This is a genomic window from Verrucomicrobiota bacterium (genome assembly GCA_016871535.1).
Lineage (GTDB): Bacteria > Verrucomicrobiota > Verrucomicrobiia > Limisphaerales > SIBE01 > VHCZ01.
This window is the reverse complement of record VHCZ01000090.1, coordinates 1-21,072: the sequence shown is the minus strand read 5'-3', so window position 1 is coordinate 21,072 and position 21,072 is coordinate 1. Positions and strand designations below refer to the sequence as shown.

Genomic DNA, 21,072 nt, shown 5'->3' with positions numbered 1-21,072 from the left:
TTTTGGCTGTGGCCAAGGCGGCGAGGTCCGAGCATCCCCAACGCGGGCTGTAAGGACCGAGCCAACGCAGGCCACGGACAAAAGACCCGCCGCCCGGAGGGTTTTCGCGCCAAAGGCCGCCTGGCTTTGTTGCTCCTCAGTCGAAGATCCAGGGAGGATATTCTCCTTCGTCGCGCCTCGCCATCCGGCCTTTGGCGCGAAAACAGGACCCCGCGGAATTTTCGGACACGCTCTTAGCCTGTTTTCGCTGTTCACAATGCTTCGTTTCGGTTGGCTATGGTTCTGTCTGCCTGGCTTGTTCGGCTCGATCCCGCGTGTCTGGGCCGCGCCGGACATTGCCATTCTCCTGACGGACCAGCAACGCGCCGACGCGTTGGGGATTGTCGATTCGACGTTCCAGACGCCCGCCATGGATCAACTCGCGCGAGGCGGCGTGCGCTTTACTCGGGCGTTTTGCGCGACGCCGCAGTGTTCGCCCGCGCGGGCCGCGCTGCTCACCGGCAAATACCCTCATCGCGTCGGCGTCATGGGGAACGTGGGTTCAACTCCGGTCTCCGCCGGAATGTCCCCGGGGTTGGATCCTGACGTGACGAGTCTCGGGAAGATTTTCGCCGCCGCCGGCTATGAGACGGCCTATTTCGGCAAGTGGCACCTAGGCGGAACGCCACGCAACCACGGCTTTCAAATCTCCGGCGCGGAACGGAACGACGAGGAGTCCACACGCCAGGCGCTGGCCTTTCTGAACCGGCGCCGCGACGCCGGCGTGCCCCGGCGTCCGTTGCTGCTCATTGTAAGCTGGGTGAACCCGCACGACATCTACGACGTAAACCGTGCCGCGGGTTCCGCTTCGATCGCAGCCTCATCACCGCAGCTTCCGTTACCTGTAAACCTGAAGGACGATCTCTCGAAGAAGCCGTTTCCTCAGCGTCACTATTTGGAGGCCGATCAAGGTCGCGCCGTGCAGGATTATCAGGCGGAACACTGGCAGCGCTACTTCGCGCTTTACCGGCGTCTCACCGCGAAAGTCGATTCGCAAATCGGCGAGGTGGCCGCCGCGCTTCGCCGGAACGACCCGAACACGTTGATCGTGCTTTCTTCGGATCACGGCGACCTGGCCGGGGCGCACGGCTTGCCGTTCAAAGGTCCAGCCATGTACGAGGAATTAGTGCGGGTGCCCTTGCTGATTTCTCAACCAGGCCAGATCACGCCCCGGATTTCCAACGCCCTGGTGAGCCATCTGGATCTTCTGCCGAGCCTTTGCGAACTCGCGGGAATCGCCGTGCCCGCCGACCTGGACGGACAATCGCTTGCGCCATTGCTCACGGGCAAACGGACGCAACTGCGAGGACGCGACGCCATCTTCGGCGAGTACTACGGCAAACAGAACTGGCGCGTGCCCATCCGCATGATCCGAAGCGAGGATTGGAAATATGTCCGCTACGCGCACTACGGCGAGGAGCTGTACCAGTTGAAATCGGATCCGGCAGAAATCCACAATCTCGCCAACGCGGCTGCGCATCGCAGGGTGAAGAATCGCCTCGCCGCCCGGCAAGACCGGTCTATGGAGGATTCCTCGGATCCATTTCCAACGCTTACCGCGACGGATCGGTCCGGGCGGTCTTTGGAATCTCCGAACGAAACCAAATCCGGACGCGAACGGCCTCCGAATATCGTGATGATCGTGGGTGACGATCAAGGCTGGGGCGATTTCGGTTTCATGGGACATCCCGTGATCCGGACGCCGCACCTGGACAAGCTGGCTTCGGAGAGCGCGGTTTTCCCGAATGGCTACGTTCCGACCTCGCTATGCCGCGCAAGTCTCGCCACGTTGTTGACGGGCCTTTACGCGAGCCAGCACAAGATTTGTTGCAACGATCCGCCCGACGGCATCGCGCGCGAGGCCATGCCCCCCTTCCTGCGGAACGCTCCCACGGTTCCCCGCCTCCTGCAAACGCGCGGCTATCGCAGCCTCCAGACGGGCAAGTTCTGGGAAGGCCATTACTCGAACGGCGGCTTCACGCACGGCATGACTGAAAAGGGCCGGCACGGGGACGCGGGCCTGATCATTGGCCGGCAAACGTTGCAGCCGATTTACGACTTTATCGAGGCGGGCGGCGAGGAGCCGTTCTTCGTTTGGTACGCGCCGATGATGCCGCACGAGCCGCACAACCCGCCGGAACGGCTCTTGCAGAAATACGCCGCACCGGACCGGCCCTTGAAGCTCGCCCGGTACTGGGCGATGTGCGAGTGGTTCGATGAAACCTGCGGCGCCCTGCTCGAATATCTGGATCGCAAGAATCTTCGCGACAACACGCTGGTGGTTTTCGTCGTGGACAACGGCTGGATCCAGGAGACCGGTCCAAAGCAAACAACGCGCGGCTGGTTTGCGCCGAAGAGCAAGCTCTCACCTTACGACGGCGGGGTGCGCACGCCGATCCTGCTGCGTTGGCCCGGACGCATGAAGCCTGGCCGCCACGACGATCTGACTTCAACCATCGACCTCGCGCCCACGATCCTGGCGGCTTGTGGCCTTCAACCCACGCCCGCGATGCCGGGCTTGAGCCTGCTCGACGTCGCGGCTGGCAGAGCAAGACTGAAACGCAACGCGGTCTTTGGCGAGATTTACCTGCACACGTCCGTGCATCTCGATCAGCCTGCGCTCAACCTGACTCATCGCTGGGTGCGCGAAGGCGACTGGAAATTGATCGTCGATCCCGCCGGCGACCGTCTGCCCGAACTCTACAACCTCGCCCAGGACCCGACTGAACTGGTCAACCTCGCGGCTCGCGAAGCCGGACCCGTGAGGCGTTTGAGCCGCGCGTTGAATCGATGGGTCAAGGAATCCGTCGCTCAGAAGTGAGCTATGTCTAACGCTTCAACGCTGCCTCCAAAGCTCGATTCATGGAGGCTTGAGCCCCTGGGGCGCACCAACACCAATCGTTGAGATTGGTGTCTCCTTCCTGCCAGGCTTGTTCGCTGGGGATGTAGCCCGGCGCACATTCGCCGTAGCCGAGCGTCAACACAAACGAATCCGGCCGCAGTCCCTGTGCGAAGAGTTGATACTCGACGTAGGATTCCGCCGGCAACAAAAGCAGTTGGGCGGCGCCGAAATCGACCACCGGCAGATCAATCAAGTGTCCCGCATCCGCTCGCTTTCGCCAGCTCAACCCCAAAGCGGCCAGGCATTGGCCGAAGGGTTTGGTCTCACTGGCCAGACGGCGCTGGAGATCCTCTACGGTGAAACCAGGAGTATTTCTCGGTTCCAGACGCAGCTTCGCCGTGCGGAAGCCGATCGGCCCGAGCCGATGACGCCGCGTGGACTCCCACGCTTCAACCATCGCCTGATGAATTCGGCTCGCCAGCACCGCGCGATTCTCCGGCGAACCATCGTTGTATTTGCCCGCCGTGACATTGCCGCTGCAACCGGAGGCGTAAATCTGTTTGACCTGGGATTGCTCGCGCTGCCGGCGTTGCCGGGCCATCCCGACGAAATCACTCGAAACTCGGCCCTTGCCGTAATAGCTCATCGGGTGCGTCGCGTAGCAGTGCAGAGCGGCCAAAGGCTGGTCCTGATTCCAAAAGCTCAGGGTCTTGAGCCAGGGATCAATTGTGCCTTCGGGAGCTTCATGGGCAAGTGGATCGCGCGTGGAGCTGGTGCGTCCGAAGGTCAGCAAGCCGTCTGGCCGGACATAACGCCGGTTTGAGGCCACGTTCACCACCTTCGCCTGGCCCAGGCCGATATGCGTGGCCGGCTGGACAGAAGACAGGCATTCTCGCAAGGCCTGAGCGACGCGCTGAACAGCACGCTCGTGGAAATCCAGATCACAAATTGAGCCGGGCGATTGGGCGCTCCGCAAAATGCGTTCGGCTTCGAGATCTACGACCGGCGCGTCGTGCACGTGGACACTGGTCACCAACACGCGAGCTGGCTCAGTGTTCGCGGCTTCGGCCAGCGCGGAGCGCCAGCGATCGTAGGCCTCGTTCCGAATTTCGCACCAATCCACGGAGACCAGCACGATCGGTTTGTCCTGGCTCAACAGCACGAGTCCGTGGGCGAAGAGCGGATCGTCAATGGCCGCCGCCGGGGCAATCCCGCCGCCCATCAAGGCGTGCCCCACTGGCGGTGTCACGTCGGCGGCGAAGTGCGCGAGGCGGATCGCCTTCGCTTCGGCCCGCCTTTCGGCGGCGGCAAGAGGAAACGCGAAAACACTCCCGGCCGTGAACCGCGCGAGGAAATCGCGGCGGGACAACGCAGGCGAAGTTTGAGTTCTTTTCATCTGATAAAAATTCAGCCCAACCACTGAACACTGAATACTGATTACTGATCACTGATCACTTCGGTTGCAGCTTGCCGCTCAGTGAAGCCGGAAATTTTCGATTTTCCAACTCCGCATTCAACCATTACGGTGAACCGGTGGCTCTCGTTCGCATATTGGTCGATGGATATAGTCTGCTGCACAACTGGCCGGCGTTGGCGCCCGGTCAGCCGCGCCATTCTGCCGCCGCCCGCGAAGAATTGATCCACTGGCTCACGCAGTACCGGGACGCCACAGGCACGCCCATTACGATTGTCTTCGACGGCTCAGGCGCTCCGCCGGGCACGCCGAAGATCCCTTCGTCGCCCGAAGTGGAGGTCCTTTATTCCAAAGCGGGCCAGACCGCCGACGACATTATCGAACGCGCCGCCTATCGCTTCCAGGAATACGGCGAGGTCCTGGCCGTGACGGACGATTACGCGGAACGCGATACCGTTCTGGCGATGGGAGGCATGACCTCGGATTGCGCGAATTTCATCGAAACCGTTTGCGCGACGTTGCAGGACCTGCAGAGAGACTTGAAACACTACAATCGCCGTGAGCTGAGCCGGTTCAGGCAGCCGCGAAATTGAGATCCGCTCCATGAACACACGGGCAACTTGCCATGAGCCTGGTAGGAACGGATTCAACTCCGTCCCTGAATTTACTCCGCGGTCGAAAGTGCAATTTCAGGGACGCGGTGGAACGCGTCCTTACCAGCTCATGAGGAATAAGAGCCTGTCTGAAAATTATGAGAGGTGCTGCGGCAAGGGATTTTGGCGGTGGCCGAGGCGGCGAGGTCCGAGCATCCCCGCCGCGGGCTGTGAGGACCGAGCCAACGAAGGCCACGGCCAAAAGACCTGCCGCCCGGAGGGTTTTCGCGCAAAGGGCCGTCTGGCTTCGTTGCTCCTCCGTCGAAGATCCACCAGGGATATTCTCCTTCGTCGCGCCTGACGACCCTTTGCGCGAAAACAGCGCCCCTCAGAATTTTCAGACAGGCTCCAAGCATGCACCCAAAAGACTCGGTCCTGCAGCTTTAGTGTGGTGTCTGATGGTTCTTTTGGCTTTCCCGGCCTTGGCCCAGAAACCTGGCGCACGTCCGGTTCCGAAATACGACGTGCTGTTCGTCGTGGACATCTCGCTTTCCATGTCCCGGGAAAAAGAAGCGGTCGCGCAGACGGTGTTCAATCTGATCCGCACCAGCCTCGCCGATAAAATGGCGACCGGCGATCGCCTGGGAGTCTGGACCTTTAACGAGCGCGTTTACACCACTCGATTCCCGCCGGAGACTTGGACGCCGGAACGAGGCGAGATCATCGCGGATCGCATCGCACGTTACTTGCGCAGCCTTCGCTACGAGCGGCAATCCCAGCCAGGGAAAGCCATCGCAGAAATACTCAAAACCGCCCGGACCTCCAAATCCCTGACCGTTTTCCTTCTGAGCAACGGCGACGCTCCCGTAGTAGGCACGCCCTTCGACCGGAGCCTGAACGTCCTCTATCGCGAATATCGCACAGATCTCCAGCGAGTGGGCAAACCGTTTGTCACGCGGTTCACAATCGACAACGGACAGTTTGTGACCTGGGATGTTTCCGCAGATTTGGGCCAGTCCAAAGAGGCCGAGAATACGTCTCCTTCCAAATCGATCGCAGTTCTGCCCACCAATTCGCCCCGGCGCAGAGCACGGTTGTTACCGAGCTTCCTGAACCGGTGAAATCCACGACGGACCAAACTCCTCTTCAGGCTGCGGCGCCAGCAACGCTCCCTCCTATTGAGTCAAAACCCGCCCCGCCCCCTGCGCCGCAACGTGATGAACCCAAGACGGAAATCACGGCGGCCAAATCCGAACCAGAAAAGATTCCATTGCCGGCAACCCCGGTGGCCACTCCTGCCGACACGAAGCCCAGTCCTTTGCCGGTGCCGAAAGATGATCGAACTGAGCCAACCACTGTGGCGCCAGCTCCAGCAACAAAGGAAATCCCGTCTTCCGAGACCATCACGAAGTCGAACCCACCTTCGCAAGCCGGCGAAACATTGGTGGCAAGCGAACCGGCTCCGAATGTCCGACCATCTCCACCGAGCCAGCCGAATCTAGCGCAGAACGAAATCCGGCCCGCGCGAGCCGAGAATCCGAAGGTCGAAGAAACGCCGCCGCAGACCGCGGCCGCTCTTCCGCCGGACGTCGCGCCGTCGGGCGGGAAGTATGCCGTTTGGGGAGCGTGCTTGCTGATCATGGCGGTGGGCTTGCTCTATTGGTCCGCCCGAAGTCGTCGGCAGCGGCGCCGGCCGAGCTTGATTTTCCGTTCCCTGAATCAAAGGGGAAGATGATTTCAGGCGATGCTGACAAGAAGTGTGTCCCGTACGGAACACGCTTTTTACGCGGACTTGTTCGCGGAGATCATTCCGCGGCCAGTTCGCGCCAGAGGTGCGCGCTCATCCGCATGCCTTTCTCAAAAACTTCGAGATCGAACTTCTCATTCGGCGAATGCGCGTTGTCATCCGGCAATGCGAGGCCCAGCATCAAACTGTCCGCGCCGAGGATTTTTTTGAAGGCGTTCACGATGGGAATCGAGCCGCCTTCGCGCATGAGCACCGGTTCGCAGCCGAAAGCGTTCTTCAAGGCTCGCAACGCCGCCTGAGCGCCGCGGCCTTGCGGCGAAACGAGGTACGGTTCGCCGCCGTGTTCCGGCTTGAATTCGAGGCGCACGGTCGGAGGACAAATCTTGCGGAGGTGGCGCACGAACAACTGCCGCGCGCGTTCCGGCGTTTGGTTCGGAACCAGCCGCGCCGTGATCTTGGCGCTGGCCCAGGCCGGGATGATCGTCTTGCTGCCCGCGCCCTGATACCCGCTCGTCAGTCCGTTGATTTCCAGCGTGGGTCGAACGCTGCGCTGCTCGATCGGCGTGTAACCGCGTTCGCCGAAAAGTTTCGGAACGCCAAGAAATTGCCGGTAGCTCCGTTCGGTGAACTGGAGCCGCGCGAGTTGCTTCCGTTCGTATGCGGTGAGCGGTTCGACGTCGTCGTAGAATCCCGGAATCGTGATGCGCCCGTTTTTGTCGCGCAGCCCGGCCAGCAACTGGCAAAGCGCCAGGGCCGGGTTATCAACCGTTCCCCCAAAAATACCCGAATGCAGATCGCGGTTCGGTCCGTGCAGTTTCACTTCGATGGCCATGATTCCGCGCAGCCCGTAGGTGAAGGTCGGATGGCTTTTGCTGACGAGGCCCGTATCCGAGATCACGATGCCGTCGCAGCGCAGGCGCTCGCGGTTCTTTTCCAGGAACCCCGCCAGGCTTTTGCTCCCGACTTCCTCTTCGCCTTCGATCACGAAGGTCAAGTCGCAAGGCAGTTCGGCGCCGGTCTTCAAATAAGCTTCGACCGCGTTGAGATGAGCGAGGTGCTGCCCTTTGTTGTCGCTTGCGCCTCGGCCAAACAAGGAACTGCCCCGGACGGACGGATCAAAGGGCCGCGTTTTCCAGAGTTCAAAAGGCTCCGGCGGTTGGACGTCGTAGTGCCCGTAAACGACGTAATGCGGTTTGCGCGATGGGCCGCGCTTCGGCGGGCGGGCCAGCACGACCGGGTTTCCTTCGGTCGGACGCAACTCGGCGTTCAGCCCGGCCTCCCGGCAATGCCGCACCAACCACTGCGCGCAAGCGGCCAGATCTTTTCGGTGCGTCGGCTGCGCCGAGACACTGGGGAAACGCACGTATTCGCAAAGCTCCCGGACAAAGCGAGCTTGGTTCTTTTTCAGAAAAGCCAGGACATCTTTCATAAATCGCGGGCGCCAAGGTAACGGCGGTCGGCGATTCCACGCCAGCGAAAAGGCGAACCAGCCGTATCCCTTCAGTTACCGTAGTCCGTGGGATAAGCTACAGCGCGTGGTTATTGGACGCCGCGTTCCCCCTCACCCTGACCCTCTCCCTCAGGGGAGCTCAGGGGAGAGGGAATCCTGCGCCAGCGTATCGACCGATCCGCCGCGCTCAGCTTGTCGGAGTGCGGCCAATGATTCTCTCTCTCCCCAGGGGAGAGGGTTGGGGTGAGGAGAAAGGAAGCGTCGCCTATCCTGCGGTCTCCTCAGTAAGGTAGTTCCTTGGAAGGAGAGAATGGCAAAGGAGCGGCTTACCGAACGTTGTGCCGGTCCATTGCCGTCGATCCGGAAACGGGCGCGGCTTACTGCTTGGTCCGCGGGATGGACGACAAAGCTCGTAGCGCAGAGTTGCACTCTGCCGTATCGCAGAATTGTATCCTGCGGGGCGTCTCCCAGTCCGAGCACGCTGGGAGTGGGCGGAAGCCGTGGCGCGCCGTAACGTTGGAAGAATCGACCGAATCGAAGCAGAGGAGTTTGTTTTTACTGATCCCGCCGGGCGGCTGTGGACGAAACAACGGCAACTCGAATCTCTCAAAGCCGGCGATCTGGAGATCGACTCGTTTGCACTGAGCGATGTTCGGGCGCGGATTTACGTTGACGCGGCCGTGGTCACTTTCCGCATCGAATGGAGAGGCACATTCCGAGGCGTCGATATCAGCGGACCGCAGCGGATGACCGATACATTCGTGAAACGAGACGGGCGCTGGCAATGCGTGGCCAGCCAGACCACCCGCATTCCCCCATGAAAACTGCTACTGAAGAAGGAAGTCTCGTGGGTTCACCGCGAAGTGCCTCGCGACTCAAGACCGTCCGTTCTTGCCCTTGGAAGCAGGAGCGCATCGAATTGCAACAACGTGCAGTGGATCGACGATCTCCACGAAGCCGTCCTCTTCTTCAATGATGAGGTTATGTCGTCCTACCAAGACAAACTCAGGAAAGACAAACTCAGGATGCGGAATCGCATATTCCTTTCCATCGGACGCGCGAACGACGTGGGGGCCTCCTGAACGGAGACGCTTGCGAAGTAATTCCACAGTCATGGTCGAATCGTGAGAGCCGATGTCAAAAGTGTCAAGAAACTGAATCGTTGGTATCTGTTACCGTAGGTAGCGCGGGCGACCCGCCCGCCTCGTTCGGCGACTCGCCGAATTACTCACAATCCCCATTTTCTCCATTTTGACGCCACGTCGAGGTCCAATTCGGATCACAAGTGAGCTTAACCTCAGCCCTTCAGGCTTTTATCTCCTGGATCGATCCTGTGGATAATCGGTGAACTGATAGCCCTGATTCCTGAGAACAACCATCTGAGTAAGTTCACATTGCTTCTTTTGTGAAATTGGACGGTCCTTAAGCCATGATCGAAACGATCGAACCCAACATTTCTACGACCGTCAGCCTCACTCGAGCGCCCATTGTCAAAGCCGCTGCTTCGTCCAGTGTGGATCGCCTGCCGCCGCACTCGGTCGAGGCCGAGCGGGGCGTGCTCGGTTGCGTGCTGCTTTCGCCCAATGACGGCATGGGCGTTTGCATCGAGAAATTCAAGCGCGGCAGCGAGGTCTTTTACGATCTGCGGCATCGGAGCATCTACGAGTTGCTGGCCGAGATGTACGATCAGAAGCAGGCGATCGATCTCATCACCGTCCATCAGCGGCTCCGCGACAAGAACCAGCTCGAAGCCATTGGCGGCCCCGCGTATCTGGCCCAGTTGGTCGATGGGGTTCCGTCGGCGGCGAATCTTCAGTATTATCTGGATATCGTCCGCGAGAAGTATCTCCTCCGAAAAATGATCCAGACGTGCACGGGAGTCGTCGGCCGCGTCTACGACCACGAAGGCGAGGTCGATGCGCTGCTGGACGAGGTCGAGCGGGATATTCTCCGGATTAGCGAGGACCGGGTGGAAGCCAGTTCCCGGACAATCAAGGATCTGGTTCACAAAGCGATCACTACGATTGAGGAATTCCACCAGCGGCAAGGCATGCTGACGGGCATCGGCACCGGCTTCCCGGACTTCGACAAAATGACGAGCGGGTTGCACGCGGGCGAAATGATCGTGATCGCCGCGCGCCCGAGCATGGGAAAGACGTCGTTGGCGATGAATATTGCCGAGCACGTCGCCATCGACCAGAAGCTGCCGGTCGGCGTGTTCAGCCTGGAAATGACGGCGGAGTCGCTGGTGCTGCGCATGCTTTGCTCGCGCTCGCGCGTGAACCTGCGCAGCATCCGGGAGGGATTTCTGGCCGAACGCGATTTTCCGAAGCTGACGGGTTCGGCCGGCAAATTGGCGAGCGCGCCGCTTTTTATCGACGACAGTTCGGGGCTGTCGATTCTTCAGTTGCGCGCGAAGGCCCGGCGGATGTTCCAGCAATACGGCATCAAGCTCTTTGTGATTGACTACTTGCAACTGCTCAATTCTACTTCGCGCCGAGCTGAAAACCGGCAGCAGGAGATTGCGGACATCTCCAACGGCATCAAAGCCCTGGCGAAAGAATTGAACGTCCCGATCATCGTCTTGAGCCAGTTGAATCGCGAATTGGAAAAGGAAAAAAACCGCAAGCCGCGTCTGTCGGATTTGCGTGAATCCGGCGCGATTGAACAGGATGCCGACCTGGTAGGTCTGCTCTACAAAGCGAGCAGCGAGGAGGACGACGAGTCCGCTTCGCAAGCTCAGGACTCGCTGCCGGTCAATCTGCTCATCGCGAAACAGCGGAATGGGCCCACAGGTGATGTCAATTTGACCTTTTTGAGACCTTACACACGCTTTGAGAGCGCCGCCAAAGTCAACGCCGGCGAGATCCTGCAGGACAATTAGATGACGACTTTTTTGGTTCGACAATGGCGGCTGCCGTGGGTGCTGTGCCTGTTCTGCCTGCCCAACCTCTTCGGGCAAACCGTCCAAAAAATCGATATCCGCCACATCGGTCCGCCTGCCGCGAGCGATACCATGATCCGCGCCAATATCCGGGTCAAGGTCGGGGACGTTTACACCCAACGCGGCGTCGATGACGACGTGAAGGCTCTCCTGGCGACGGGCCTGTTTCGCGATGTCCGCGTTTCGGAAACAGATCGCACCGCCCAGGGTGTCACGATCATTTACGTGGTTCAGGGGCATTTGACGCTCACGGAAGTCCGGTTCCAGGGGAACAAGAAATACAGCGCCAAGAAGCTGCTCAAGAAAGTCACCTCCAAAGTCGGGCAACCGCTGGATGAACGCCGGCTTTTCACGGATACGCAGGAGATCCTGAAAATGTATCAAAAAGCCGGCTATCAGCGAACCCAGGTCAAATACACGGTCATTCCAGACGAGAACGCAGGCCGGGGCGTGGCCGTTTTCGAAATCTCCGAAAGCCCCAAGATGCAGATCCGTGATGTGGAGTTCGTGGGGGCGGAAGCTTACACCCAAAAGAAACTCCGCAAGGTCATCAAGACCCGCAGGCATTGGATGTTTTCCTGGCTGACCGGGAGCGGCGTCCTGAAAACCGATCAATTCGAGGACGACAAGGACAAGCTGGTTGAGTTTTACCAGAACGAAGGCTACATCGATTTTGAAATCAAAGAGGTCCAGATCGATCAGGTCGATCCGAAGCACATCACGATTCGGTTCCTGGTCTCCGAGGGCAAGCAATACAAGGTGGGCGCGGTGGAATTCCGGGGCAATTCCCTCTTCAAAGCGGAAGACATCATGAAAGGCGACCGCGGCGTCAAAGGAATCACGATGGTTGCCGGCGAAATCTTCACTCCGAAAGGCCTCGAAACCGACATCGAATCCATCCAGGATTTCTACGGGAGCAAGGGCTACATCGACGTGCGAGTTCAACCGATCAAAAGTCCGAACACCACGCGCGGCACGATGGACCTCATTTACGTCATCCACGACGAGGATAAAGGCAAGTCGTTCATCGAGCGGATCGAAATCAAGGGCAACGTCAAGACCAAGGACCGAGTCATCCGCCGGGAATTGGCGGTCTCGCCCGGCGAGCCCTTCGACATGGTTCGAGTCAAGAGAACCAAAGGCCGCCTCGAACAGATGGGTTTCTTTGAGAAGGTGGAAACCAGCGTCGAGCCGACCGACGTGCCCGCGAACAAGAATCTGGTGATCGACGTCGAGGAAACGACGACCGGGAATATCGAACTGGGCGCCGGATTCAGCTCGGTGGATAACCTGGTGGGTTTCATTGGATTTCGGGAGGGGAACTTTGACCTGTTCAACCCGCCGTTCTTCCGGGGGGGTGGCCAGAAGTTCCGGATCAACGTCATGCTCGGAACGCGGCGCAAGGATTTCCAGATCTCGTTTGCCGAGCCCTGGCTTTTTGGCCATCGCCTGCGCTTTGAAACCGACTTCTACCACCGCGAGTTGAATTTCTACAGCGACCTCTACGATGTCAGCCAGACTGGCGCCCGGCTTGGGTTGGTGCGGGCGCTGGGCAGCGAATTCCTGATCGGCGGCGTCAGTTACACCATCGAAAACATTGGCATCAACGACGTCGATGAACGCGCCCCGTTGCTCATTCAGGAAGAGCAGGGCAACCGGCTGGTTTCCAAGATCGGGGCTTCGATTGCCTTCGACACGCGGAACAACATTCAATTGCCCAGTCGAGGCCAGCGCACGGAATTATCGAGCGAATTGGCGGGCGGTCCGTTCGGAGGCGATACGGACTTTTACAAATTCGAGTTGCGCTCCGCCTGGTATTATCCCGGATTCTTCGAGAATCACATCTGGGAAGTGCGCGGGCGGGCGGGCGTGGCCGAACCGTTCGGCGACACCACGCGCGTGCCTCTGTTCGACCGCTTTTTCCTGGGCGGCGTCGGCTCACTGCGCGGCTATAAATATCGCCAGGTCGGGCCTTATCGCGTCGGCCCGTTTGGCGATCAGGAGCCGATCGGGGGGCACACGTATTGGTTCGGCTCCGTGGAATACAGCGTGCCGATCATCGAGCGATTGCGCTTCGCGGCGTTCTATGACATCGGTAACGTTTATGAAGACTCCTTCAGTTTCAGCCGTTCCCCCGGCCAGAATCTCTACAGCGACAACTGGGGCGTGGGAATCCGGCTCAACATTCCAAGGCTGGGGCCGCTCCGGCTTGATTATGGCATCCCGATCACTCACGACGCTTTCACGAGCGGACGCGGGCGATTTCAGTTCAGCGTCAGTTACACGGCAGACTATTGATTTTGAATTATGAAAAGATGTTTTTCGACTGGGCGAACCCTGAGCGCGCTCCGTTCTCGATCTTTCACTTCATGTTTTCACTGGCGTCCCCCCTCACCCCAGCCCTCTCCCCACGGGAGAGGGAGAATCGATCTCAATTGTGGGAGAACCGCGGTGCGCCTTGGCAGCACGGAATCGTCCGAAGGGGAACCCTCTCCTTGGGGAGAGGGCAGGGTGAGGGGAACAGCGGCATGGGCGTTGAGCAAAGCGCTTTTGTTTGGGGCGATTCTCGCAACGTGGACAGTCTCGGCCCAGGCCCAGATCAAGATTGGGACCGTGGACATGCAGAAGGTCTTCGAAGGCTACTACAAGAAGAAACAAGCCGACGAGATGTTGCAGCAACAAGGCGCCGATGCGGACAAAGTTATCAAAGGCTGGGAGGATGACTTCAAGAAAGCCAATGATGAATATCGCAAGCTGATGGAAGGCGCCAATGACCAGGCCGTTTCGGCCGATGAACGGGAGAGGCGCAAGAAGTCGGCCGAAAGCAAACTCGTCGAGCTCCGCGATATCGAGAAAACCTACACGCAATTCCGGCGCGATGCCGGAACGCGCATCGACGAAATGAAACGCCGCTGGCAGGAACGGATCATTCAGGAAATACGGGAAGTCATCAACCGCAAGGCCAAAGCCGGAAACTTCACCCTGATCCTCGATATCGGAAACCGCTTGGATCTTCCCTATGTCCTCTACACCAATGGGCAGAACGACATGACGGACGAGGTGCTCTCCGAGTTGAATGCCAGCGCGCCGGCCGGCAGTCCGGCGCCCGCCGCGAAAGAGGAAAAGCCGGCCGTGAGCCTGCCGAAACCCGGCGAAGATGAGAAGCCGGGGCGCATTGGTTTGGATACTTCAGCCCCTGGCGCACAAAAAGCCGGAACCTCTACAACCAAACCCGGCAAGAACCCGAAGAAGCCTTAAGCGCGGTTTGTGTAACGTAGGGCAGACATCCTGTCTGCCGGTTGAGGGGCATCCTTGCCCCGTCATTCGCAAGGCCGGAGCGTATTCGACTGTGGCAAACCTCGAGCCCCATTCTGCGCCCAGAAACTCAAAGCGATGCTGCAAAAATCCGGATGCGGAAACTGAATCCTGCCCATGAACTGTCTGGAGAAAGGACCATGGACCCACATTATCTCGGCATCGAAATCGGCGGCACCAAGCTTCAGTTCGTCCTGGGCAACTCCTCGGCCGCCGTGGTTCAGCGCTGGCGCTTCCCGGTTGATAGACACCGGGGCGGCGCAGGCATTCGCGAGCAAATTGCATCTGCTTTGCCCGGAATTCTTGCCAAGACCGAAACCAGGGGCATTGGCGTCGGCTTTGGGGGGCCTGTCGATTGGAAGACGGGCCAGATTTGCTGCTCACATCAGATCGAAGGGTGGACCGATTTCCAACTTGGAACCTGGCTGCAATCACTCGCCAGCCTCCCCGTGCGAGTTGATAACGACGCCAACGTCGCGGCGCTTGGCGAAGCGTTGCACGGAGCGGGGCGCGGCTTGAACCCTGTGTTCTACGTCACGCTCGGCAGCGGAGTGGGCGGAGGGTTCGTTTCGGATGGCCGCATTTACCACGGAGCCAAGCCGGGCGAATCAGAGATCGGCCACGTGCGATTGGACCGCTCAGGAACGATCGTCGAGGGACGCTGTTCCGGGTGGGCCGTGGATGCCAGGATTCGCGAAAGCATCCGAAAGGCGCCCGCCGGTGTCCTCGCTCAATTGGCCGGAAAGGCTGGCGGGAGTGAGGCGCGTTTTCTTGCGGCAGCACTTGCCCAGGGCGACACGCTGGCGCAATGCATTCTTCGTGAACTGGCGGAAGATCTGGCGTTCGGTTTATCTCATGTGGTTCACTTGTTTCACCCGGAGATCATAGCGATCGGCGGCGGACTCTCGTCCGTGGGCGAGCCGTTGCGCGCTGCGGTGGCTGAATCTCTGGCCGTGTTCGTGATGGAAGCGTTCCAGCCGGGACCGAAACTGGCGTTGGCCGCGCTGGGTGAAGACGCAGTGCCGGTGGGCGCTTTGGCGCTGGCGCGTCTCATTTCGCCTTAGCAAAACCGCATGAACGCCCATGGGCCAAACGCATTCTGGAAGTGGTGGCGAATGGCGTTGGTCTGTCTCCTGTTCCCCGCCTCGGCGTTCGCCCACAACCCGGACACGAGCTACACCCGAATCCAGGTTTCACCGAAGCAACTGGAATTCCGGTTCAGCTTCGATGTCACGACTTTGCTGAAGCTCGTCGAACTCGACACGAACCGCGACCGCCGCGTGACGCAGGATGAATTGTCGCAGCACGCCCCCGTGGTCCAGGAGTTTCTTCGCGATCACATTTCCGTTTCGTTCGACTCGTCCAAAACAGACCTGGGAGAAGCGGAGACGCCGTTCTTTTCCGGGAACGCTCCGGAAGTGCCTGAGGGGGATTACCACCTGACGCTGGCGCAATTCGTTTTTCGCAAGCCGTGTGCGGAGTTGCCGATGAGCTTCACGCTCCTCTTCGACATTTTTGACCGGCTTGGCGCTCGCCACACCAACCTGACCTCGATCGAGCAGAACGGCCAGCGCGACGAAGAAATGGTCTTCACGCGTTTTGAGCCGGATTACCTCTACGACACCACAGTTTTCGCGCCGCTCACGGACCTTCTCTGGCGATTCCTCAAGCTGGGCGTGAAGCATATCTTCCTGGGCTACGATCACATCCTGTTTCTGCTCGCGCTGGTCGTCGTGAGCCGGTTTTGGGATCTGGTGAAAATCGTCACCGCGTTCACCGTCGCGCACACGATCACGCTGATCCTGGCGGCGCTCGAACTGGTGCGCTTGCCCCCGCGCCTAATCGAAACGGGTATCGCCGTCACGATCATGTACGTCGCGCTGGAAAACCTCTGGACGAAGGACGCGCGGCATCGCTGGTTGCTCACCTTCGCGTTCGGATTGGTGCACGGGTTTGGGTTTGCGAACGTACTGCGCGAATTGGGATTGCCCGCCAAAGGCGTGATCCGGTGTTTGCTGAGCTTCAACGTCGGCGTCGAACTGGGGCAAATCGGGATTGTGCTGCTGGTGCTGCCCATCGCGTTGTGGCTGGGCAAGCAATCGTTTGCGCAAAGGGCGCGCGTGACGGCTTCGTTGCTGATTTTCCTGTTTGGGCTGGCGTGGTTTGTGGAACGCGCGTTTGGCGTGAGCTTCATGCCCATCTGAACTTAGAACGATTTCTAAAGGATTGTCATGGCTCGGTGCGCTTTGTCATAGTGCGCCGCGGAATGAAAGACTGGATCACAAGCTATTTGGCTGCGCAAAGGGCCGCACTGGATTCCATCCCGGCAGACACGGTCGCCCGGATGATCGAAACACTGCAACGCGCGTTGCGGGAGGATCGCCAGATTTTTGTGTTCGGCAACGGCGGCAGCGCAGCCAATGCCTCGCACTTCGCCACGGACCTGGGGAAAGGATCTTCCGATAAAGTCGGCAAACGCTTCCGCGTGTTGTCTCTGAACGACAACGTAAGCTGGATGACCGCCTTGGGAAACGATTACGCCTACGAAGATATCTTCGTCCGCCAATTGGAGAACTACGCGCGGCCCGGCGATGTGGTGCTCGCGCTGAGCGTGAGCGGGAATTCCCCGAACGTTGTAAAGGCTCTGGACTGGGCCGGACAGCACGGCCTGACGACTATTGCGTTAGTGGGCAAGAAGCGCGGTCGCGCAGCGCAACTCGCTCAGCAATCGATCGTGATTGATTCGGAACACTTCGGCCGCGTGGAAGACTGCCACATGCACATTTGCCACCTGCTGTGCTACGCCTTCATGGAAAACCCGGCCTGGGGGAAATCTTAAGGGTCAACCTTCCAGAAGCGCATCGCGACCCGTCTCGGATTGGTCGAGGGCTTGAAGAGCCGTCAACATCGCCGACACACGCGTCTCCACCCCAAGTTTCGCCAGGATGTGTTCGACGTGTTTATGGACGGTGCGGAGGCTGATGCCTTCCACGGCGGCGATCTCCGGGTTGCTCTTGCCCTGACAGATCCAATAAAGGACTTCGCCTTCCCTTTGCGTGAGGCCCAGGCGCACAAATTCAGCGGGGCAAACTCCGGTTTTCTCTTCCTTCAAAAACAGGAATTGCCGGCCGCGGCTGTCTTCGGAATAGCGCACGATCAGACGGGAATCGGGCTGCGTAATGACCAGCGGGGCTGGAAGTCCGGTGTTGCCGTTTTGCCTTTGCCAGGCACGGCGGCTTTGAGTCCAGCGGTGCAGTTCGGCCGGCAGTTCGTTCCCGACGAGAGGCCGTGTGAAAAAGTTGGAAAGCCATTGCTCGGCGCGCTTGGTCATCCACAGCGCGCGCCATTCTCCATCCAGAACCACCAGACCCCGATGCATCGAAGCGAACGCTCCGGAAAAGGACTCGGATTTCTGGCGCGACTCGGCAAGGGCGGCCGCATGGCAATGAGCCTCAGCCAGATGAGGTTGGAGAAACTCGAGCACCAGAGCATCCCGCGTGTTGAAGGAACGCCTCCACCGGTTTAATACAACATTGATACGCATGGTGCGTATGGACTGAGACGGATGACATTAGCTACATAATAGGAATGGTCCCACTGCTGCGAGAATGGAGTTTGCGGCACATGACCTGTGGCCGCTCAAGAGCTGCCGCCACGCGAAAAGCGCGGAGGCAGGCTCGGGGTAAAGCAGCAAAGTGGTAAGCCAAACGCAGGGGAGTTCTCTTCGGGGAGCTCCCCTGGAGCTTTCGAACACAAACTCCGTCTAAAGCGACATGACGCCCGCCCGACCCATCCATCTCGAATCGCCGCCTCCCCTCGAGGAGTTCGTCCCGCGGGCCAGCGAATTGCAACCCGCCGTAGTGCCGCGTGACAAATTCCAGCCGTTCCGCCCGCTTCCCGAGCCGGCAATTCAACACGAGGCCACGGAGCGAACGGAGGCCAAATCAAAGAGGCCAGGCTCATAACTCGGGTCGCGGTTGAGCACGTTTTGGTGGGCCACACGCGTCCTCACCAGAATTCCAGATTTCTTCTTTGCCTTGCTTCCGTGCGCTCTGTTTTCTGCGGATGGGATTCAGTGGCTCGGAATCCGGGACCGGCAAAAAAAACTTTGCGGGGGAAATCGGTTGCGGGAATCTATTCGTGTGCCTGCTTCGGATCAGATTCGCAACAAGTTGAGCCAGTTGCCCCACAAGTCTGGCGTCTATCTGATGAAGGACCGCTTCGGCACGGTAATCTACGTAGGCAAGGCGCGCGATCTTCGGAAGCGGGTGAGCCAATACTTTCATCCTTCCCGGAGGCAGGGGTGGGATTTGAAACTCAACGCGTTGATCGAAGCGGTTCATGATTTCGACGTCCATGTTGTCCGAAATGAGGCCGAGGCCATCCTTCTGGAAGGCAAGTTGATCAAGGAATTTCATCCGCGCTACAACGTCAGCTTTCGCGACGACAAGCGGTTCCTCCTCCTGAAGGTCAATCTGAACGATCCCATCCCGCGCTTCACGCTCACGAGACTCAAACCGGAAGACGGCGCGCGCTATTTCGGGCCGTTCGCCAGCTCCGGAGCCTTGCGCCGCACGCTCACGATGATTCGCCGCAAATTCAACTTGCGCGGCTGCCGGCCTTTGACGCCGACCGCGCCGGATTACACGCATTGCCTCTACGCGAATCTCAAATACTGCACCGCACCGTGCATTGGCAACGTGAGCCGCGAACAGTACCTCCTCCAGATCCAGGCGGCTTGCGAGTTCCTCGACGGCCAATCCCAGGAGATGGAGGCAGAGTTGGAAGCGGAGATGAAAAAGGCGTCGGCAGCGTTGGACTTTGAGCACGCGGCCCAATTGCGGGACTTGCTGCGAGACTTGCAGCGCACGACGAAAAAAACGAACAAGTTCGCGCGGCTGCCCTACAAACTTCCCGTCGCGATCGATCCGGAACGCGACCTGGCGGAACTGACGCGGAAATTGAAATTGCCCCGGCTGCCGCAGCGGATCGAAGGCTTCGACATTTCCAACATCAGCGGGACGTTCGCGGTGGCGTCGATGGTCAGCTTCAAGCAAGGCCGTCCGGATCGCGCAAATTATCGCCGTTTCAAAATGACAACCGTCACGGGTCAGGATGACTTCGCTTGCATGGCCGAGACCATTCGCAGGCGGTATTCGCGGTTGCTGCGCGAGTCAGGGGAGGAGAAGGGGGTTGGAACGGAGTATCGGAGTATCGGAGTATCGGGGAAAGGGTCAGAAGCTGCCCCGAACACTCCACCCCGAGACTCCGACACTCCAGCACGCCGACACTCCAGCAACAGCAAGGCGAGCGCCAAGATCAAGACGCAGAACCTCCCCGACTTAATCCTGATCGATGGCGGGAAGGGGCAATTGAATGCCGCGTGCGCGGAGTTGGCGGAGCTGGGCCTCAGCCACATCCCGATCCTCGGACTGGCCAAAGAATTCGAGGAGATTTACACGCCCGGCGAAAGCGAACCGCTTCGCTTGAGCCACGATTCCGGCGCGTTGAAGCTCTTGCAGCGCGTCCGCGATGAATCCCATCGATTCGCCAACACCTACAACGCCCAACTGCGGCTCAAGAAAATCTCCGAGAGCATCCTGGATGAATTTCCAGGCATCGGCGAACAACGCAAAGCCGCGCTCTTGAAAAAATTCGGCTCGGTGCACCGGCTGCGGCTGGCAACCGTGGAGCAGATCGCCGAAGTGCCCGGCTTTGGCGGCAAGGCGGCGGCGGAGCTGAAGGCGTTCCTGGAAGCGCGCTCCGTCAATCCATAGATCCGTTTGACACTCCGGAGCCGATGCTTATATTTCCACCCCTTTTATGAACCGGAATCCGCATGTTGCTGTGGTCGGTGCCACGGGCGCCGTGGGCATCGAGATGATCAAGACGCTGGAAAAACGCAATTTCCCGGTGGGCAAATTGACTTTGCTCGCTTCGGCCCGTTCGGTGGGCAAGCGGCTCAAGTTTAAGGGCGAGACCAACGCGGTCCAGGAACTGACTCGAACTGCGTTTGCCGGCATCGATATCGCATTGTTCAGCGCCGGCGGGAGCATCTCGAAGGAATTCGCGCCCATCGCGGCGAAAGCGGGCTGCGTCGTGATCGATAACTCGAGCGCGTTCCGAATGGACGATTCAGTTCCGCTGGTGGTTCCGGAGATCAACGCCGAGGATGTGAAATGGCACAAGGGCATCATTGCCAATCCCAATTGCACGACCGCGATCACGCTCATGGCGCTCTATCCGCTGCATCAGGCCTTCAACGTGAATCGGATTCTCGCTTCGAGCTATCAGGCCGTCTCCGGCACGGGCGCCAAAGGGATCGAGGAACTCCAACGCCAGGTCGCGCAAGTCGTCAACGGCCAAACGGTCACCAAAGAAGTGTATCCGCATCAGATCGCGTTCAATGTCTTGCCGCACGTCGATTCCTTCCTGCCGTCCGGCTACACCAAAGAAGAGATGAAAATGCAGAATGAAGGCCGAAAGATCATGCATCATCCCGCGTTCCGCGCCAGCGTGACGTGCGTTCGCGTGCCGGTGTATCGCGCGCATTCCGTGGCGGTGAGCGCGGAGTTTGAAAAACCGGTGACGGCCGATGCGGCGCGCGAAGTATTGTCGAAGGCTCCCGGCCTGGATGTGGTGGACACGCCCGAAAAGACGGAGTATCCGCTGCCGCTCTACGTCGCGGAGAAGGATAATTGCCAGGTGGGCCGCATTCGGCAGGACTG

16 protein-coding genes are annotated in these 21,072 nt (G+C 59.4%); 12 read left to right on the top strand and 4 right to left on the bottom strand.

From position 1 onward, the window contains the following. Positions 1-256: 256 nt before the first annotated feature. Positions 257-2,860: a DUF4976 domain-containing protein gene (locus FJ398_13455; protein MBM3838945.1), complete on the top strand. Its 2,604-nt coding sequence runs from the start codon at positions 257-259 to the stop codon at positions 2,858-2,860. A 7-nt stretch (positions 2,861-2,867) separates the two neighbouring features. Here FJ398_13455 and FJ398_13450 read toward each other — a convergent pair whose 3' ends face one another. Continuing rightward, positions 2,868-4,277: a hypothetical protein gene (locus tag FJ398_13450; protein MBM3838944.1), complete on the bottom strand. Its 1,410-nt coding sequence runs from the start codon at positions 4,275-4,277 to the stop codon at positions 2,868-2,870. A 44-nt stretch (positions 4,278-4,321) separates the two neighbouring features. On the opposite strand from FJ398_13450, the gene FJ398_13445 reads away from it, so the two are divergent. Both FJ398_13445 and FJ398_13440 read left to right on the top strand, forming a co-directional pair. Beyond that, entirely contained in the window at positions 4,322-4,888 is a 567-nt protein-coding gene (locus FJ398_13445; GenBank protein ID MBM3838943.1) for an NYN domain-containing protein, read from the top strand. Positions 4,889-5,346: 458 nt separating this feature from the next. Next, positions 5,347-6,009, top strand: a complete 663-nt coding sequence (locus FJ398_13440) for a VWA domain-containing protein (GenBank protein ID MBM3838942.1) — start codon at positions 5,347-5,349, stop codon at positions 6,007-6,009. A gap of 684 nt (positions 6,010-6,693) precedes the next feature. Here FJ398_13440 and FJ398_13435 read toward each other — a convergent pair. Further along, positions 6,694-8,064: a dipeptidase gene (locus tag FJ398_13435; GenBank protein MBM3838941.1), complete on the bottom strand. Its 1,371-nt coding sequence runs from the start codon at positions 8,062-8,064 to the stop codon at positions 6,694-6,696. 458 nt (positions 8,065-8,522) lie between these two features. On the opposite strand from FJ398_13435, the gene FJ398_13430 reads away from it, so the two are divergent. Beyond that, the gene (locus tag FJ398_13430; protein ID MBM3838940.1) at positions 8,523-8,906 is read left to right on the top strand and encodes a nuclear transport factor 2 family protein; all 384 of its coding nucleotides are present in this window, start codon (positions 8,523-8,525) and stop codon (positions 8,904-8,906) included. 54 nt (positions 8,907-8,960) lie between these two features. Here the strand turns inward: FJ398_13430 and FJ398_13425 are convergent, their stop codons facing one another. Then, positions 8,961-9,200, bottom strand: coding sequence for a hypothetical protein (locus FJ398_13425; GenBank protein ID MBM3838939.1), 240 nt, complete (start codon positions 9,198-9,200; stop codon positions 8,961-8,963). A 314-nt stretch (positions 9,201-9,514) separates the two neighbouring features. Between FJ398_13425 and dnaB the strand changes: the two genes are divergently transcribed. The 6 genes from dnaB (at position 9,515) to FJ398_13395 (ending at position 17,183) form a co-directional block, all read left to right on the top strand. After that, positions 9,515-10,969 carry a replicative DNA helicase gene (gene dnaB, locus FJ398_13420; protein ID MBM3838938.1) on the top strand — a complete coding sequence of 485 codons (1,455 nt, stop codon included), beginning with the start codon at positions 9,515-9,517 and terminating at the stop codon, positions 10,967-10,969. Next, a complete protein-coding gene (gene bamA, locus FJ398_13415) occupies positions 10,970-13,327 on the top strand; it encodes an outer membrane protein assembly factor BamA (GenBank protein MBM3838937.1) in 2,358 nt (785 codons plus the stop codon). 9 nt (positions 13,328-13,336) lie between these two features. Then, positions 13,337-14,287, top strand: coding sequence for an OmpH family outer membrane protein (locus FJ398_13410; protein ID MBM3838936.1), 951 nt, complete (start codon positions 13,337-13,339; stop codon positions 14,285-14,287). 197 nt (positions 14,288-14,484) lie between these two features. Beyond that, positions 14,485-15,408, top strand: a complete 924-nt coding sequence (locus FJ398_13405) for an ROK family protein (protein MBM3838935.1) — start codon at positions 14,485-14,487, stop codon at positions 15,406-15,408. 9 nt (positions 15,409-15,417) lie between these two features. Further along, positions 15,418-16,548, top strand: coding sequence for a HupE/UreJ family protein (locus FJ398_13400; GenBank protein ID MBM3838934.1), 1,131 nt, complete (start codon positions 15,418-15,420; stop codon positions 16,546-16,548). A 62-nt stretch (positions 16,549-16,610) separates the two neighbouring features. Then, positions 16,611-17,183 (top strand): SIS domain-containing protein, encoded by a 573-nt coding sequence (locus FJ398_13395; protein ID MBM3838933.1) that lies wholly within the window; start codon positions 16,611-16,613, stop codon positions 17,181-17,183. A 3-nt stretch (positions 17,184-17,186) separates the two neighbouring features. Here FJ398_13395 and FJ398_13390 read toward each other — a convergent pair whose 3' ends face one another. Continuing rightward, positions 17,187-17,888: a helix-turn-helix transcriptional regulator gene (locus tag FJ398_13390; GenBank protein ID MBM3838932.1), complete on the bottom strand. Its 702-nt coding sequence runs from the start codon at positions 17,886-17,888 to the stop codon at positions 17,187-17,189. A 598-nt stretch (positions 17,889-18,486) separates the two neighbouring features. Between FJ398_13390 and FJ398_13385 the strand changes: the two genes are divergently transcribed. Continuing rightward, entirely contained in the window at positions 18,487-20,121 is a 1,635-nt protein-coding gene (locus FJ398_13385; GenBank protein ID MBM3838931.1) for an excinuclease ABC subunit UvrC, read from the top strand. 46 nt (positions 20,122-20,167) lie between these two features. Beyond that, positions 20,168-21,072 (top strand): aspartate-semialdehyde dehydrogenase (locus FJ398_13380; GenBank protein ID MBM3838930.1); only part of this gene is annotated, 905 nt, incomplete at its 3' end.

Excerpts from the sequence above, each read along its gene's own strand:
- FJ398_13440 (MBM3838942.1), top strand. The coding sequence starts at position 5,347 with ATGGTTCTTTTGGCTTTCCCGGCCTTGGCCCAGAAACCTGGCGCACGT.
- dnaB (MBM3838938.1), top strand. The coding sequence starts at position 9,515 with ATGATCGAAACGATCGAACCCAACATTTCTACGACCGTCAGCCTCACT.
- FJ398_13390 (MBM3838932.1), bottom strand. The coding sequence starts at position 17,888 with ATGCGTATCAATGTTGTATTAAACCGGTGGAGGCGTTCCTTCAACACG.
- FJ398_13405 (MBM3838935.1), top strand. The coding sequence starts at position 14,485 with ATGGACCCACATTATCTCGGCATCGAAATCGGCGGCACCAAGCTTCAG.
- FJ398_13425 (MBM3838939.1), bottom strand. The coding sequence starts at position 9,200 with ATGACTGTGGAATTACTTCGCAAGCGTCTCCGTTCAGGAGGCCCCCAC.
- bamA (MBM3838937.1), top strand. The coding sequence starts at position 10,970 with ATGACGACTTTTTTGGTTCGACAATGGCGGCTGCCGTGGGTGCTGTGC.
- FJ398_13395 (MBM3838933.1), top strand. The coding sequence starts at position 16,611 with ATGAAAGACTGGATCACAAGCTATTTGGCTGCGCAAAGGGCCGCACTG.
- FJ398_13410 (MBM3838936.1), top strand. The coding sequence starts at position 13,337 with ATGAAAAGATGTTTTTCGACTGGGCGAACCCTGAGCGCGCTCCGTTCT.
- FJ398_13450 (MBM3838944.1), bottom strand. The coding sequence starts at position 4,277 with ATGAAAAGAACTCAAACTTCGCCTGCGTTGTCCCGCCGCGATTTCCTC.
- FJ398_13400 (MBM3838934.1), top strand. The coding sequence starts at position 15,418 with ATGAACGCCCATGGGCCAAACGCATTCTGGAAGTGGTGGCGAATGGCG.
- FJ398_13455 (MBM3838945.1), top strand. The coding sequence starts at position 257 with ATGCTTCGTTTCGGTTGGCTATGGTTCTGTCTGCCTGGCTTGTTCGGC.
- FJ398_13435 (MBM3838941.1), bottom strand. The coding sequence starts at position 8,064 with ATGAAAGATGTCCTGGCTTTTCTGAAAAAGAACCAAGCTCGCTTTGTC.